The sequence below is a fragment of the Cryobacterium sandaracinum genome (assembly GCF_004403415.1).
GTDB lineage: Bacteria > Actinomycetota > Actinomycetes > Actinomycetales > Microbacteriaceae > Cryobacterium > Cryobacterium sandaracinum.
Genome location: NZ_SOGO01000033.1, coordinates 68,189 through 81,916, shown reverse-complemented (window position 1 = coordinate 81,916; position 13,728 = coordinate 68,189). Strand labels below are relative to the sequence as shown.

The 13,728-nt window shown below is 67.9% G+C and carries 12 protein-coding genes; 11 read left to right on the top strand and 1 reads right to left on the bottom strand.

The genetic code is table 11. The features are described 5' to 3' along the window. The 11 genes from E3T25_RS11810 to E3T25_RS11760 all read left to right on the top strand — a co-directional run bounded on the left by E3T25_RS11810 (position 1) and on the right by E3T25_RS11760 (position 12,420). Positions 1-690, top strand: coding sequence for a CoA transferase subunit B (locus E3T25_RS11810; protein WP_134374402.1), 690 nt, complete (start codon positions 1-3; stop codon positions 688-690). A 91-nt stretch (positions 691-781) separates the two neighbouring features. Then, a complete protein-coding gene (locus E3T25_RS11805) occupies positions 782-1,399 on the top strand; it encodes a thiolase family protein (protein ID WP_241980822.1) in 618 nt (205 codons plus the stop codon). Between the two features lie 172 nt (positions 1,400-1,571). Further along, on the top strand, positions 1,572-2,849 hold the full coding sequence (locus tag E3T25_RS11800; protein WP_134374400.1) for a serine hydrolase domain-containing protein: 1,278 nt from the start codon (positions 1,572-1,574) through the stop codon (positions 2,847-2,849). Between the two features lie 326 nt (positions 2,850-3,175). Then, positions 3,176-3,625: a molybdenum cofactor biosynthesis protein MoaE gene (locus E3T25_RS11795; RefSeq protein WP_104101383.1), complete on the top strand. Its 450-nt coding sequence runs from the start codon at positions 3,176-3,178 to the stop codon at positions 3,623-3,625. Between the two features lie 117 nt (positions 3,626-3,742). Continuing rightward, entirely contained in the window at positions 3,743-4,033 is a 291-nt protein-coding gene (locus tag E3T25_RS11790; protein WP_104101381.1) for a DUF2249 domain-containing protein, read from the top strand. Positions 4,034-4,055: 22 nt separating this feature from the next. Beyond that, positions 4,056-5,162 carry a hypothetical protein gene (locus tag E3T25_RS11785; protein WP_233191430.1) on the top strand — a complete coding sequence of 369 codons (1,107 nt, stop codon included), beginning with the start codon at positions 4,056-4,058 and terminating at the stop codon, positions 5,160-5,162. Then, on the top strand, positions 5,159-7,765 hold the full coding sequence (locus tag E3T25_RS11780; protein ID WP_134374399.1) for a multicopper oxidase domain-containing protein: 2,607 nt from the start codon (positions 5,159-5,161) through the stop codon (positions 7,763-7,765). The genes E3T25_RS11785 and E3T25_RS11780 overlap by 4 nt, the downstream gene beginning before the upstream one ends. A 341-nt stretch (positions 7,766-8,106) precedes the next feature. After that, positions 8,107-10,470 (top strand): nitric-oxide reductase large subunit, encoded by a 2,364-nt coding sequence (locus E3T25_RS11775; protein ID WP_104101377.1) that lies wholly within the window; start codon positions 8,107-8,109, stop codon positions 10,468-10,470. Next, positions 10,470-11,285, top strand: coding sequence for a hypothetical protein (locus E3T25_RS11770; protein ID WP_174843943.1), 816 nt, complete (start codon positions 10,470-10,472; stop codon positions 11,283-11,285). The genes E3T25_RS11775 and E3T25_RS11770 overlap by 1 nt, the downstream gene beginning before the upstream one ends. After that, on the top strand, positions 11,285-12,172 hold the full coding sequence (locus tag E3T25_RS11765; protein ID WP_134374496.1) for a slipin family protein: 888 nt from the start codon (positions 11,285-11,287) through the stop codon (positions 12,170-12,172). The genes E3T25_RS11770 and E3T25_RS11765 overlap by 1 nt, the downstream gene beginning before the upstream one ends. Continuing rightward, complete coding sequence (locus E3T25_RS11760) at positions 12,172-12,420, top strand: hypothetical protein (RefSeq protein WP_134374398.1); 249 nt, start codon at positions 12,172-12,174, stop codon at positions 12,418-12,420. Before E3T25_RS11765 ends, E3T25_RS11760 begins: the two co-directional genes overlap by 1 nt. Before the next feature lie 101 nt (positions 12,421-12,521). On the opposite strand, the gene E3T25_RS11755 is transcribed toward E3T25_RS11760, so the two are convergent. Continuing rightward, positions 12,522-13,682, bottom strand: coding sequence for a TIGR04053 family radical SAM/SPASM domain-containing protein (locus E3T25_RS11755; protein WP_104101370.1), 1,161 nt, complete (start codon positions 13,680-13,682; stop codon positions 12,522-12,524). Positions 13,683-13,728: the final 46 nt, after the last annotated feature.

Here is a 13,728-nt window from a genome sequence, read left to right as displayed (position 1 = left end):
ATGCCGTTGACCCGCAATGAAATGGCCGCGCGCGCCGCGCAGGAGCTCACCCCCGACAGCTATGTCAACCTCGGGATCGGGCTGCCCACGCTGATCCCCAACTTCCTGCCGGAGGGGGTGGACGTCATCCTGCATTCCGAGAACGGGGTGCTCGGGGTGGGACCGTACCCGTGGGAGGGCGAGGAGGACCCGAAGCTGATCAACGCCGGCAAGGAGACCATCACGGTCAACCCCGGTGCCAGCTACTTCGACTCCGCGCAGAGCTTCGGCATGATCCGCGGCGGAATGATCGATGTGGCCGTGCTTGGCGCGATGCAGGTCTCCGCCACCGGCGACATCGCCAACTGGGCCGTGCCCGGCAAGATGATCAAGGGTATGGGCGGTGCGATGGATCTCGTGCACGGCGCCGACACCGTGATCGTCGTGATGGAGCACACTGCGAAGAACGGCGACTTCAAGATTGTGAACGAGTGCGGCCTGCCGCTGACCGGCAAGCGCGTCGTGACCCGCATCATCACCGACCTGGCCGTGATCGACGTGACGCCGGAGGGTCTTGTGCTGCGCGAGATCGCGCCGGGACTCACCGTGGCCGAGGTGCAGGCCGCCACCGAGGTGCCGCTGCTCGTGCCGGGGACGCCGACCGTCATCCACACGCTCCTCTCCGCTCCGAACACGGTGGCCGCATCGTGAGAGACGTCGTCATCTACGAACCGCTACGCACCCCGATCGGCCGGTTCGGCGGCGTCTTCAGGGCGGTCGCGCCGGCCGACCTGACGCGGCCGTGATCACGGCGCTGATCGAACGCACCGGAATCGACGGGGCCGTGGTCGACGACGTGATCCTCGGCCAGAGCTATCCCACCGCGGAGGCCGCCTTCGTGGCGCGCGTCGCCGCACTGAACGCCGGCCTGCCCGTGACGGTCGGCGGCGTGCAGGTGGACCGGCGATGCGGCTCAGGGCTACAGGCCATCCTCGACGCGGCTATGCAGGTTATGCAGGTGCAGACCGGTGTCAGCGACGTCGTCGTCGCCGGCGGGGTCGAATCGATGAGCCAGGCCCCGTTCCACACCGTCGACTCCCGCTTCGGTGTGGGCGGCGGCGCCGGAACCCTGCTCCGGGACGCGCTCAGCCGCGGCCGCGAGACCGCCGGCGGGCGCCGCTACCCGGTACCCGGCGGCATGCTCGAAACCGCCGAGAATCTGCGCCGCGAGTACGGCATGGGCCGCACCGAACAGGACGACCTGGCTCTCCGGTCGCAGGCGCGGGCATGCGTCGCCGTGGCCGAGGGCCGGTTCGACGACGAGATCGTGCCGGTCACGGTGCCGGGCCGCACGGGCCCGGTCGTGGTCTCCGCCGACGAAACTCCGCCGACGAAACTCCGCGGGCCGACAGCAGCCTGACGGCTCTGGCCGGCCTCCGCCCGATCCTGCTGGAGACGGACGCCGACGCCACCGTCACCGCCGGAAACGCCAGCGGCCAGGGGCTCGCCGCCATCTTCGAGCGGGTGTAGGGAGTCTGTCTCGCGCACGGGTTAGGCGCCCGGGCCCCGATAGGGCAAGCTGGTGGAGAGCATTGGGGGATGCCATCACCAAGCCCACCACCCGTCGTCGTGCGCTGCTCGCACTCGGCGTCGCCGCAGCCGTCGTGCTGAGCGGCTGCACCGCGGGCCGGAACAGCGTCGACCAGAACAGCACGCCGATCGCGGCGGACATCGCCGGGCAGCTGGACGCGGCCGTGGGCGAGGCGATGGCGCTATCGGGTTCCTCCGGCGCTCTGGTCGGGGTCTGGTCCGCCGCCGGCGAATGGACCGTCGCGCACGGCACGACGGAAATCGGCGGTTCCGCCCCGATGACCGGCGGGATGCACTTCCGCATCGGCACCAACACCACGGCCATGACCTGCACGGTGCTGCTCCGGTTGGTCGACGAGGGAACCGTGACGCTCGACGACCCGGTCTCCACCTACCTGCCCCGCCTCGTCGGTGTGGCGGGCGTGACGCTTGGCCAGCTCTGCCAGGGCACTTCGGGGCTTGGGTCCTACAGTCCCGTTCTGGCCGGGGAGTTCGTGCACAACCCCCTGCGCACCTGGCCGGCGATGGAACTCGTCTCCCAGGGGCTGGCCACGCCCCGAACCGGTGCTCCGGGCAGCGTGTGGGGTCCCTCAAACACCGGAATCGTGCTGCTCGGGATGGCGCTCGAGCGGGCCACGGGCCGGCAGTGGGCGGCGCTCTACGATGAGTACATCTTCCATCCGCTCGGTCTGCACGACACCTCATATCCTCACGCCGGCGATGTGGACCTCCCCGCACCACACTCGCACGGCTACGCCGCCGCGGTGGGCGCCGACGGTCCGGTGTGCACGGCCATCACCGACAACACCCTGCTCTCCAATTCGATGAGCGGCGTGGCGGGCGGTGTCGTTTCGACGCTGGCCGACATGAGGACCTGGGCAGGCGCTCTCGCCGCGGGTGGTCTCTTGTCCGAGTCGTCGGCGAGCGCCCAGTGGGACACCGTGAACGAAGACGTGACGACGCCGCCGTGGCAGCGCTACGGCCTCGGCGCGGAGCAGGTCGGGCCCCTCCGCGGGCGCACCGGATCGATCCCCGGATTCATCTCGGCGACCCTGGCGGATCCGGACCAGACCATGACCGTGGTGGTCATGCTGAACAACTCGAGCGCGGGTGACCAGTTCGCCCTGACACTGGCCCGTCAGCTGGCCGCCATCATCGCCGAGGCGCCGGCTGGGCGCGGGAACGAACCGTCGGTTGCGCTGCCCTGGACGGTTGCGCAGACCCGAGCCGAACTGGCTGCCGAGGCGGCCTGCCCGACTGTGGCAGAGATCGTCGGTTAGCTGAGTGGGCCGTAACCGTTCGGTGGTGTCGCTTGCCGGGCCCGCCGCGCGCCGCGGAACGGGGATGACCCTCGGTCGAGGTCGCGGGAGCCCGTGTACAGGCAGGCCACGCAGCGTGTGCGGTGGATCAGCTCGAGACCCCTGGCAGCCACCACGAGAATACGACCCGCGAGAGGGGCCGAACGGGACTCCGGGGCTGCTCAGCGGGCCTCGGCCTCAGATTTTTTAGCCCTCGATGCTCCGGGAACAGTGGAGTACGTTTCTCGTTCCGCTTCCGCGCGTAATCTGAATGTGTGAATTCAGCAGGAACGACTGACCGAAGCGGCGTGAATGAGAACGACGCGAACCCTGGCGAGGGTGCCGTCAACCAGGTGGCCACGGCACCGCTCGACCTGGCCGCGCACGTTGCTGCCGTGTCGACCGGATCCTGCGGGGCCGTCGTGACCTTCATCGGCCAGGTGCGCGACCACGACCCCGACGCCGCCGGGCAGGTGACCGGCCTCGATTACAGCGCGCATCCGGATGCCGGTCGCATCCTGTCCGAGATCGTCGCCCGGTACTCCCGCGAGTACCCGCAGGTGAACCTGTCGGTCAGCCACCGCATCGGCCACCTCGACGTCGGTGACCTGGCCCTGGTCGCGGCCGCGGCAAGCGCCCACCGCGCCGTCGCATTCGAAGCCTGCGAACGCCTGGTGGAGACCGTCAAGCTCGAGGTGCCGATCTGGAAGAAGCAGTACGAGGTCGACGGGTCCACCGCCTGGGTGGGCCTGACCTGACCGGACCCGACGTGACCTGACGTGATCCGACCTGGTCTGATTCTGGAATAATTAACCGGACGTGTATCCTGTTTATTAGCGGCCGGCTCGGTCGTTCCACCGAGGAGGATTCATCCTATGACCGCCGAACCCATCACCCTGAGCAGCGCACACACCTGCAACTGCAACCATGACGACGCCGAGACCATTGTGCTCGACGGTCGCACCATCCCGCACGCGGTTCGCCACGCGGCCATTTTCGGCGCCCTGGAGGCCATCCAGCTCGGCTTCTCGCTGGACCTGATCGCCCCGCACGACCCGCTGCCTCTGCTGGCGCAGCTCGAGCAGGCACGCCCGGGAGCGTTCACCGTGTCGTACGTGGAGCGTGGCCCGGACGCCTGGCGCATCCGCTTCACCCGCGCCGCCTAGTCTCCCGAGATTCGACACCACCGTGCACGGCAACGGGCGACTGGCGTTTCTGCTGCTCGGCGGCCTCTCTCTGCTGGCCGGGCTCGACGGTGCGCTGCTCCTGCTGGGTTTCCCGGCGCCGGTCGTGACCGCACGCCTGGCGGATGTGCACGGACCCCTGATGGTCTTCGGGTTCGTGGGCACCGTCGTCGTGCTCGAGCGGGCCGTCGCCGTGCGCCGGAACTGGGCCTACCTGTCGCCGGGGCTGCTGGGCCTCGGCGGCCTGTCACTCGTGTCGCCGCTTCCCCTGGTGGTCGGCCAGCTTGCCCTCGTGGCCGGGTCGGCCGTGTTGCTGGCCATCTACCGGGCGATCTGGCTCCGGCAGCCGTCGACGTCCGCCGCGGTGCAGGCACTCGGTGCCCTGCTCGGTCTCACGGCAACCGTGCTGTGGCTCGGCGGCGTGCCCGTGCCTGTCCTGGTGCCCGCGATGACGCTCTACCTGGTGCTCACGATCGCCGGTGAGCGGCTCGAACTCGCGCGCATCTCGCCCTCCGTCGACCACCGGGCCGAAATGCGGATGCTGGCCGCCGGCCTGTTCCTGACCCTCGGCACGGTCGTCGCTCTCGTCTGGCCCGGGGTAGGCTATCCGGTTCTCGGGCTCGGGCTGCTCGGTCTCGTCGCCTGGCTGTTCCGGCACGACGTGGCGACCCGGCTCATCCGCAGCACCGGCCTGCCCCGGTACATGGCCGCGTGCCTGCTGGCCGGCTACGGCTGGCTGCTCGTGGTGGGCGCCAGCTGGATCATCGTCGGCCCGAGCTTCTCCGGTCCCGGCTATGACGCCGTGCTGCACGCCGTCTTCCTCGGGTTCGTGATGTCGATGATCATGGCGCACGCCCCGACCATCCTGCCGGCCGTGCTGCGCCGGCCGCTGCCGTACCGGCCGGTGCTCTACCTGCCGGTGCTGCTGCTGCACGTCTCCCTGCTGGTGCGCATCCTGCTCGGTGACGCGCGCGACCTGCCGGCACTGGTGCAGTGGGGCGGCGTGGCCAACATCGTGGCCGTGCTCCTGTTCGTGCTGCTGGCCGTGATCTCGGTGGTGCGCGGCGTGCCGCGGCGCCAGCCAAACACCAAACTGAAAGTCACACCATGAACCGTCGACTGTGGCACCTCATTACCGGGCTTCTGACTCCGGCGTGGCTCCTTCTCACTCTCATCGCCGTGCTCATCCACCGCTTCATCCCTGTCGCGCCGTGGCTCATGGTGCACCTCCTGTTCCTGGGCGCCGTGAGCACCGCGATCCTGGTCTGGAGCCAGCACTTCGCCGACACTCTGCTCCGGCATCCGGCCCCCGGCGGCCGCGTCTCGCTCGGGGCGAGGCTCGGCGCGCACACCCTCGGAGCGGTGCTCGTGATCACCGGCATTGTCGGCGGCTGGTGGCCGGTCGTGCTTGCCGGCGGCATCCTGGTCGGCACGAATGCCCTCGCCCACGCCCTGCTGCTGTTCCGGCAGTCGCGGGGAGCGCTGCCGGGACGGTTCGCACCGCTCGTGCGCTACTACATTGCGGCCGGAATCGCGTTGGCCATCGGTGTGACCCTGGGCGTGCTGATGGCCCGAACCGATATCGATGGTGAGTCCGCGGAGCGGATGTACATCGCCCATATCGGGTTCAACCTGCTCGGCTGGGTCGGCCTGACCGTGATTAGCACGGTGGCCCTGCTCTGGCCGACTGTGCTGCACGCCCGGGTGCAGACGACGCGCGCCTCGGCCCGCGGAACCCTGCCTCTGTTCCTAGCCGGCCTCGCGGTGCTCGGGATCGGCCTGCTGATCGACCAGCGCCTGGTCGCCGCCGCGGGTGTTCTGCTCTACCTGGTCAGCCTCGGCCTGGTGCTGGTTGAGGCCGTGCGCCTGGCCAGGCAGTCCCCGGCCGTCACCTTCGCCGGTTGGAGCATCGGTGCCGCCCTCACCTGGTTCTTCGCCTGCGTGCTCGGGTTCGGCCTGATCGTGACGTTCGCACCGAGCTGGGTAGCCGCGACCGACCGGCTCGGGCAGCTCGTGCCCGTGTTCGCGGTCGGTTTCGCCGCGCAGATCCTGCTCGGAGCCCTCAGCTACCTGGTGCCGGTCGTGCTCGGCGGCGGACCCTCGGTCTCGAAGGCCACGGCCGCCCTGCTCGATCGTGGTGCCCTGTTCCGGGTCATCGTCGTCAACGTCGGCCTGGTCCTCTATCTGATGCCGGTGCCCAGCCTGGTGAAGGTCACGGTCTCGCTGCTCGTCGTCGGCACGCTCGCCTCCTTCCTGGTCCTGATGCCGCGGGCGCTGCGGCAGAACCGCCGGCTCCGCCAGGCGACGGATGCGACGGCCCCGCCCGCCCCGCGGATTGCCGCGGCCCCGTCGCGCCGCACAGGTGCGACCATCACGGCCGTCGGCGCCCTGCTTCTGGCCGTATCCCTGGGGATCGCCATGGACCCGGCCGCCGCCGGAATCGCGAGCGGCGGGGCATCCGCCGACAGGGTGTCGACCGGCCACACGACCACGGTCGACGTCGTCATGAAGAACACGCGCTTCAGCCCGGACACCATTGAGGTGCCCGTCGGCGACACCCTGGTGATCAACCTGACCAACGACGACGAGATGGTGCACAACCTCGTGCTCGCCACCGGCGTGGTCTCCGGTTCCGTCGCTCCCGGCACCAGCCGGCAGGTCGACGCCGGCATCGTGGGCGCCGACGTCGAGGGCTGGTGCTCCATCGCCGGCCACAAGGTCCTGGGCATGGTGCTCACGGTCGTGGCCGTCGGAGCCGAGCCTCAGTCCGGCGACGACTCCCCAGCGATGGACCACGGCTCTGCGCCCGCCGGCGGCGCGTCCAGCGCGGCAGACGATCTCGATTTGATGCGTGAGCCCGACGCCGATTTCGTCGCCCGCGACCCGGCGCTGGGGGCGGCGGAGGCGGAGACCGTGCACACGTTGACCATGCGGGTGGAAGACGTGGAGACCGAGGTGTCTCCCGGCGTCACCCAGACCCTGTGGACGTTCAACGGCACAGCCCCCGGCCCGACCCTGCACGGCAAGGTCGGCGACGTCTTCGACATCACCTTCGTCAACGACGGGTCGATCGAGCACTCCATCGACTTCCACGCGGGTGCCCTCGCACCCGATCGGCCCATGCGCAGCATCAATCCGGGGGAGAGCCTGACCTATCGTTTCACCGCGACCCGCTCGGGGATCTGGCTCTACCACTGCGGCACGATGCCCATGTCGGTGCACATGGCGAACGGCATGTTCGGCGCCGTGATCATTGATCCACCCGGGCTTTCAGCGGTCGATCGGGAATACGTCCTGGTGCAGTCCGAGCTCTACCTCGGTGCGCAGGGCGGGGAGGCCGACGCCGACAAGGTGGCGGCGCAGTTCCCCGACCTGGTGGTCTTCAACGGCATCGCCAACCAGTACGGTGCCCGCCCGCTGACGGCGAAGGCTGGCGAGAAGGTGCGCATCTGGGTGCTGGACGCGGGCCCCAACGTGGGCAGCTCCTTCCACGTCGTGGGCGGCCAGTTCGACACCGTTTTCAAGGAGGGCGACTACCTGCTGCGTGATGGCGGCAGCACCGGCACGGGCGGCTCCCAGGTGCTCGACCTGGCCGTGGCCCAGGGTGGCTTCGTCGAGTTGACCTTCCCGGAGGCCGGCAGCTACCCCTTCGTCAGCCACATCATGTCTGATGCCGAGAAAGGCGCCCGCGGCGTCGTCCTGGTCAGTCCGTGATCTTTGTCCGAGTTTCCCCAAAAATGATTGTGTGCGGCGTGTCGCCGGTCAGGTGGAAGAAATGGGCGGCCCGTCGCCTCAGTCTGCTGTGTGAGGGTATTACACCGTTGGACAGGGTTTTTATTGTGGAATATCGTCACTGCGAGTTTGGTGAAGTGATTAGAAATGTCACTCATACTTTTAATCCTGTGGTAGCTTTCAACCACCCCGCGTGACCTATCCGGGGGAGGAACCGTGACAGGTGGCAGCACCTGCTTCCGCGCCCTTGAATCACGCAACATGGAAAGGGGCCCACCGTGGTCCGATTGAGAGCCGGTGCAGGAAAACTGCGATCGGAGTTGATGGTTTCCAAAGGATGGTTGCAGGGCGTAGCCCTGGTAATGGTCTTCGGTTTCGCCGTGATGGGCTTCCTGGCCTTGAGGACCTATACGGACTCGATGCCCCAGCCCAAGCAGGTCGTCGACTCGCAGGGTGAGGTTGTCTTCACGACGGCCGACATCACCGCGGGCCAGCAGACCTTCGTGCGGCGCGGCCTGCAGCAGTATGGCTCGATCCTGGGTCACGGCGGCTACCTCGGACCGGACTATACGGCCGACTACCTGCGGCGCTCCTCGACCGAGGTGCTCGAGGCCCTGACCGCGTCCGGTGTGCAGGACCCACAGGGTGCCCTCGTCGAGATGATGCGGACCAACCGCTACGACAAGGCCACCGGCGACCTCGAATTCACCGATCTGCAGATCGAGGCCTTCGACACGCTCAAGCAGCACTACGCCGATTTCTTCGGTTCCCCGACCACCCAATACGGTCTGATCCCGAATGCCATCACGGACTCGGCGGACATCCACGACCTGACCGCCTTCTTCGCCTGGACGTCCTGGGCAGCCTCTGCTGAGCGGCCCGGTCACAACTACTCGTACACGAACAACTGGCCGGCCGAGCCGCTCGTGGATAACGTTCCGACCGCCGACATCATCGTGTGGAGCGGCCTCTCGCTCGTGGCCCTGATGGTCGCCCTCGGCGCCCTCTTCGGCCTCTACGGCCGGTGGAGCAAGAGGATGGGCTGGCAGCACGGGGAAGAAACCCCGGCACTGTCCTTCCGACAGCCGGGGGAGGTGGCGGTGACACCCGCCCAGACCGCCACGGCCTGGTTCTTCTTCGTGGTGGCTTTGATGTTCCTGGCCCAGGCCTTCCTGGGTGCCGCCATCGAGCACTACCGGGTCGACCTGTCGAGCTTCTTCGGGGTCGACCTGGCTCAGCTGCTGCCGTTCAACCTCGCCCGAACCTGGCATGTGCAGCTCTCGCTGTTGTGGACGGCCACTTCGTTCCTGGCCGCAGGCATCTTCCTCGCCCCGTATATCTCCGGGCGTGAACCCAAACGTCAGCACTGGTTGGCCTACGGCTTGCTCGGCGCCCTCGCCCTGGTCATCGTCGGATCGTTCGTGGGTGAAGCCTTGAGCATCTTCGGCGTCGAGGCCGCGAAGGGCTCGCCGTTCTGGGACATGCAGTGGGAGTACATCGACCTGCCCAAGGTGTGGCAGGGCATGCTCGTCGTCGGACTCTTCCTCTGGATCGCGATCATCTACCGCGGCATCCGGGCGCGTCTGAAGTCTGAGCACCGCTTCAACCTGCCGTGGCTCTTCTTCTACGCCGGTCTCGCGATCCCCGCGTTCTACGCCGTCGGAATGCTCGCCGGCACCGAGGTTCACCTGAGCGTCGCCGAGTTCTGGCGCTTCTGGGTGGTGCACCTCTGGGTTGAGGACTTCCTGGAACTGTTCACGACCGTGATGGTGGCCTACATCTTCGTCATGCTCGGGGTTGTGCACCGCAAGATCGCGATGCAGATCATCCTGCTCGACGTCATCCTGTATTCCGCCGGTGGCATCCTCGGCACCATGCACCACCTGTACTTCTCCGGAACCCCCGTCGAGCACATGGCGCTGGGAGCCTTCTTCTCCGCCCTGGAAGTCATCCCGTTGACCTTCCTGACGATCGAGGCCTGGAGCTTCCTCCAACTCGGTGCCCGGCAGGAGTCGCGCAGTTCGGCTCCGTTCCCGCACCGCTGGGCCGTGATGTTCCTTGTCGCGGTCGGCTTCTGGAACTTCCTGGGTGCCGGCGTCTTCGGATTCCTGATCAACCTGCCGATCGTCTCGTACTACGAGATCGGTACCGCGCTGACGGCCAACCACGCCCACGCGGCGATGATGGGCGTGTACGGAATGATGGGCGTCGGTCTGTCGCTCTTCGCCCTGCGCTACCTGATCCCGGCCGAGCGCTGGCCGGACAAGCTCGCCAAGATCTCGTTCTGGTGCCTCAACATCGGCCTGGCCTGGATGACGTTCGCAACGCTGCTGCCGCTCGGCGTCATTCAGCTCTGGCACTCCATCAACGACGGTTACTTCGAAGCCCGCAGCCTCAACTTCATCAACGAGCCCGGCAACGCCGTTCTCGAATGGCTGCGGATGCCCGGTGACATCGTCTTCATCGTCGGAGGCGTGATGCCGTTCGTCTGGATCACCTGGCTCGGGGTTCGCTACCGCATCAAGGCAACCACCCACGACGTGCCGATGGAGGCTTTGTTCGTCGAGGCGGTCCCCACCGGCGCGACGGTCACCGGCGGCGCGGAGCCGACATCCGGATATTCCTCGGACTACCGCTCCACCGGCACCGGAGAGCTCGGTGGGGACCGCCCGGGCGGCGGCGTGTGATGGCGTCCATCAATCCGGAGGTCTGGTTCGCGCTTGTCTACGGCGGCTTCCTGCTGGCCGTAGCACACGTGCTGGACCTCCTGGCGAGACGCACCGGGGCGAAAACCACCGCCATGAGTTCGAGCGGGTTCGAGTACCACGAAAACCACGACGCCTGGAAGTGCCAGGAGGACCAGTGGCTCTGGCCGATCTCCTTCGATCCGGATAACCGGGTGACGCGATACCAGGCCAGCCCCACAGTCTGCAACCCCTGCCCGGTCAAGGACACCTGCACCACCTCGGATGCGGGCCGGCAGCTCGCGCGAAACATCGACCCCTGGCCCAGTTCGGAGGCAGAACGGTTCCATCGCGGGATCGCCTGCTCCGTCGTCGTGCTCGGGCTCATCTGGCCGCTGGCGTCCATGTTCCAGAACCGCACGGGCGTGGAATTGCTGATCCTGGGGTTAGCCTCGGCCGTCATCGCCGCCGGCAGTTGGCCGTTGTGGTCGCACCTGCGTCGCACGCCCGCTCGCTTTCCCGAGCATCTCAAGGTCGTAGGGCTCGACGAAAGCGTCGCGGCCCGCGCCGCCACGGCGGCGGTCGAGGCGCAGCGGCGCAGCGGCTACGGCAGCATCAGAAAAACGGGCCCGCGGCCGGTTCAAATCGAACCGTACGCGAGCGCCCGGGCGTCGGAGCAAACCGACGCCGATCCGGAAACGATGAAAGGAAACACAGTGAGCGCCTCATTCTCAGCCCGTTGGGCTGAACTGGAGACGGAGGCCGACCCAGGTCGTTCCGGCCCCGCCGTGGGCTGGAGCCGGAGGGGCAACTCGTGATGGCCTGGCAGATCGCGGCCCTGATCGTGGTGGCGCTGCTGCTCGTCTGGCTGGCAGCTTCCTTCAAGGTGCTGCAGGAATACGAGCGCGGCGTGGCGTTCCGATTCGGCCGGCTGGGCCCGGTGCGGGACCCGGGTGTGCAGATGGTGTTCCCCGGACTGGACAAGATGGTGCGGGTCGACCTCCGGATCGTGACCCTCACGATCCCGCCGCAGGACGTCATCACCAAGGACAACGTTCCGGCCCGGGTCAACGCCGTCGTCCTATTCCAGGTCACCGACCCGGTCCGTTCGGTGATGGCAGTCGAGAACCACGCCATCGCCACCTCCCAGATGTCGCAAACAACGCTGCGCTCGGTCGTGGGCCGCGCCGACCTCGACACCCTGCTCGCCCACCGGGCCGACCTGAACGAAGACCTCGCCCGCAACATCAATGCGCAAACCGAACCCTGGGGCGTGCAGGTGAAGGTCGTCGAAATCAAGGATGTCGAGATTCCGCAGGCGATGCAGCGTGCCATGGCCCGTGAAGCCGAAGCCGAGCGGGACCGCCGGGCGAAGATCATCAATGCCCACGGTGAACTGCAGGCGTCGGAGGAGCTGGGCCAGGCGGCGGAAATCCTGAGCCGCAATCCCGCGTCGCTTCAGCTGCGCTACCTGCAGACCCTGCTCGAGCTGGGCGCCGACCAGAAATCGACTGTGGTCTTCCCGCTTCCGATGGACATTCTCGGTCCGTTCCTCAACGGCAAGGTCACCCAGCAGGTGGCCCAGCCGAGCGCCGCGCCCCCCGGTGCGGACACGGTTCCCCTGCCGGACCCGGCGGGGGCCGCCGCGGCCTTCGCCGCCGCCGTTGCGGCTGCCGCAGCACAGACAACGGAGGTTTCTTCCTAATGGCCGACATCGTTTCACGCGACCGCGCCCTCTGCATCCGTCTGATGCTGATCGGAGCCTTCGCCGGCATCTTCGCACCCATCGCCGGGTTCCTCGGCGGCACGATCGTCGGAGTCGACCAGACGGTCGGCGGCCTGGAACCGCTCTTCGTCTGGCTCTTCGTGGGCATGATCGTCGGGATGTTCGGCGTGGCCATCGGTATTCTTGGCGCCCTGCGCTGGGTCAAGGGCGGGCACCACCTGGACTGACCTGCCGCGCACCACCGCACGCAGAAGCGCCCGGCCGAGTAATCGGCCGGGCGCTTCTGCGTGCGGTGAGCTGCTGTAAACCGATCAGCGTTCCGGGCTGCTCAGTCAGTGCTGGGCTGGTAGCCGCAGCTGGGGTCCTCGGCGAGCGGGTCCCCGGTCACCGCGTAGGCGTGCGAGCGGGAGCCGCCGCAGACCGTGCGAAATTCGCAGTGACCACACCGGCCGCCGAAGAGATCCGGGGTGCGCAGCTCTTGGAGCAGCTGCGCCTCCCGGTAGATCTCGGAGAAGGGCTGCTTGTGCACCGACCCCACGGACACGGGCAGGAACCCGCTGGGGTAAACGAGACCGACATGGTCGACGAAGGCGAACCCGCGCCCGGAATTGACGTCGAGGGGGGCCCGCGGACGCCGCCGCCTCGGCTCGTCACCGGTGAGCAACCGCTCCGTGGCCTCCCGCAGCGAGGCTCTCAGTGGGCCGACTGGGAACGCGGTGTCGAGGTCAACCCCGTCGTCCACGCCGGCCCGCTGAAGCGCGATGCGTCGGTAGTGGGGTGCCTCGGTGGTCTTGATGGCGACCAGGTCGGAGACGTCGTGCAGCCAGTGCAGTACCTCCTCCTCCTCGGCCGCGGTCAGAGCGTTCAGGAGCTTGCCGCGGCCGGTGGGCACGAGGAAGAAGACACTCCACAGGGTGGTGCCGAGATCGAGGACGGTCTTCAGGATGCCGGGCAGCTCGTGCACGGTGTCGCGGGTGACGGTCGTGTTGATCTGCAGCCGGTAGCCGACCTCGCGCACCATTCGGGCGGCGATCATGGTGTCGTCGAAGACGCCGTCGACACCGCGGAAGGCGTCGTGGGTGGCCGCTGAGGCGCCGTCCAGCGAGAGCGAGACCGCCTTGGCCCCGGCGTCGTGGAGCTCGACCAGGACCTCACGGGTGAGGCGCGGGGTGACCGAGGGGGAGAGGGCCATGCTCAGGCCGAGGCTGGTGCCGTGGGCGACGAGCTCCGGCAGGTCGGGGCGCTCGAACGGGTCCCCGCCGGTGAGCACGACCAGCGGGCGCGGTGTGCCGAAGGCGGCGAGGTCGTCCAACAATTTGCGACCCTGGTCCGTGCTCAGCTCGAACGGATTGCGAGTGCGGATGGCGTCGGCCCGGCAGTGGGTGCAGACCAGTTGACAGGCGCGCGTCACCTCCCAGATGACGATGAAGGGCCGTTCGGCGGTGTCGTGGTGCAGCACCCGGATGGGGCGCACGTGCGTGTCGGTCATGGGGCAAGTCCTAGCTCAGCGCCGAATTTCGGCCCTCAGTTGTTTT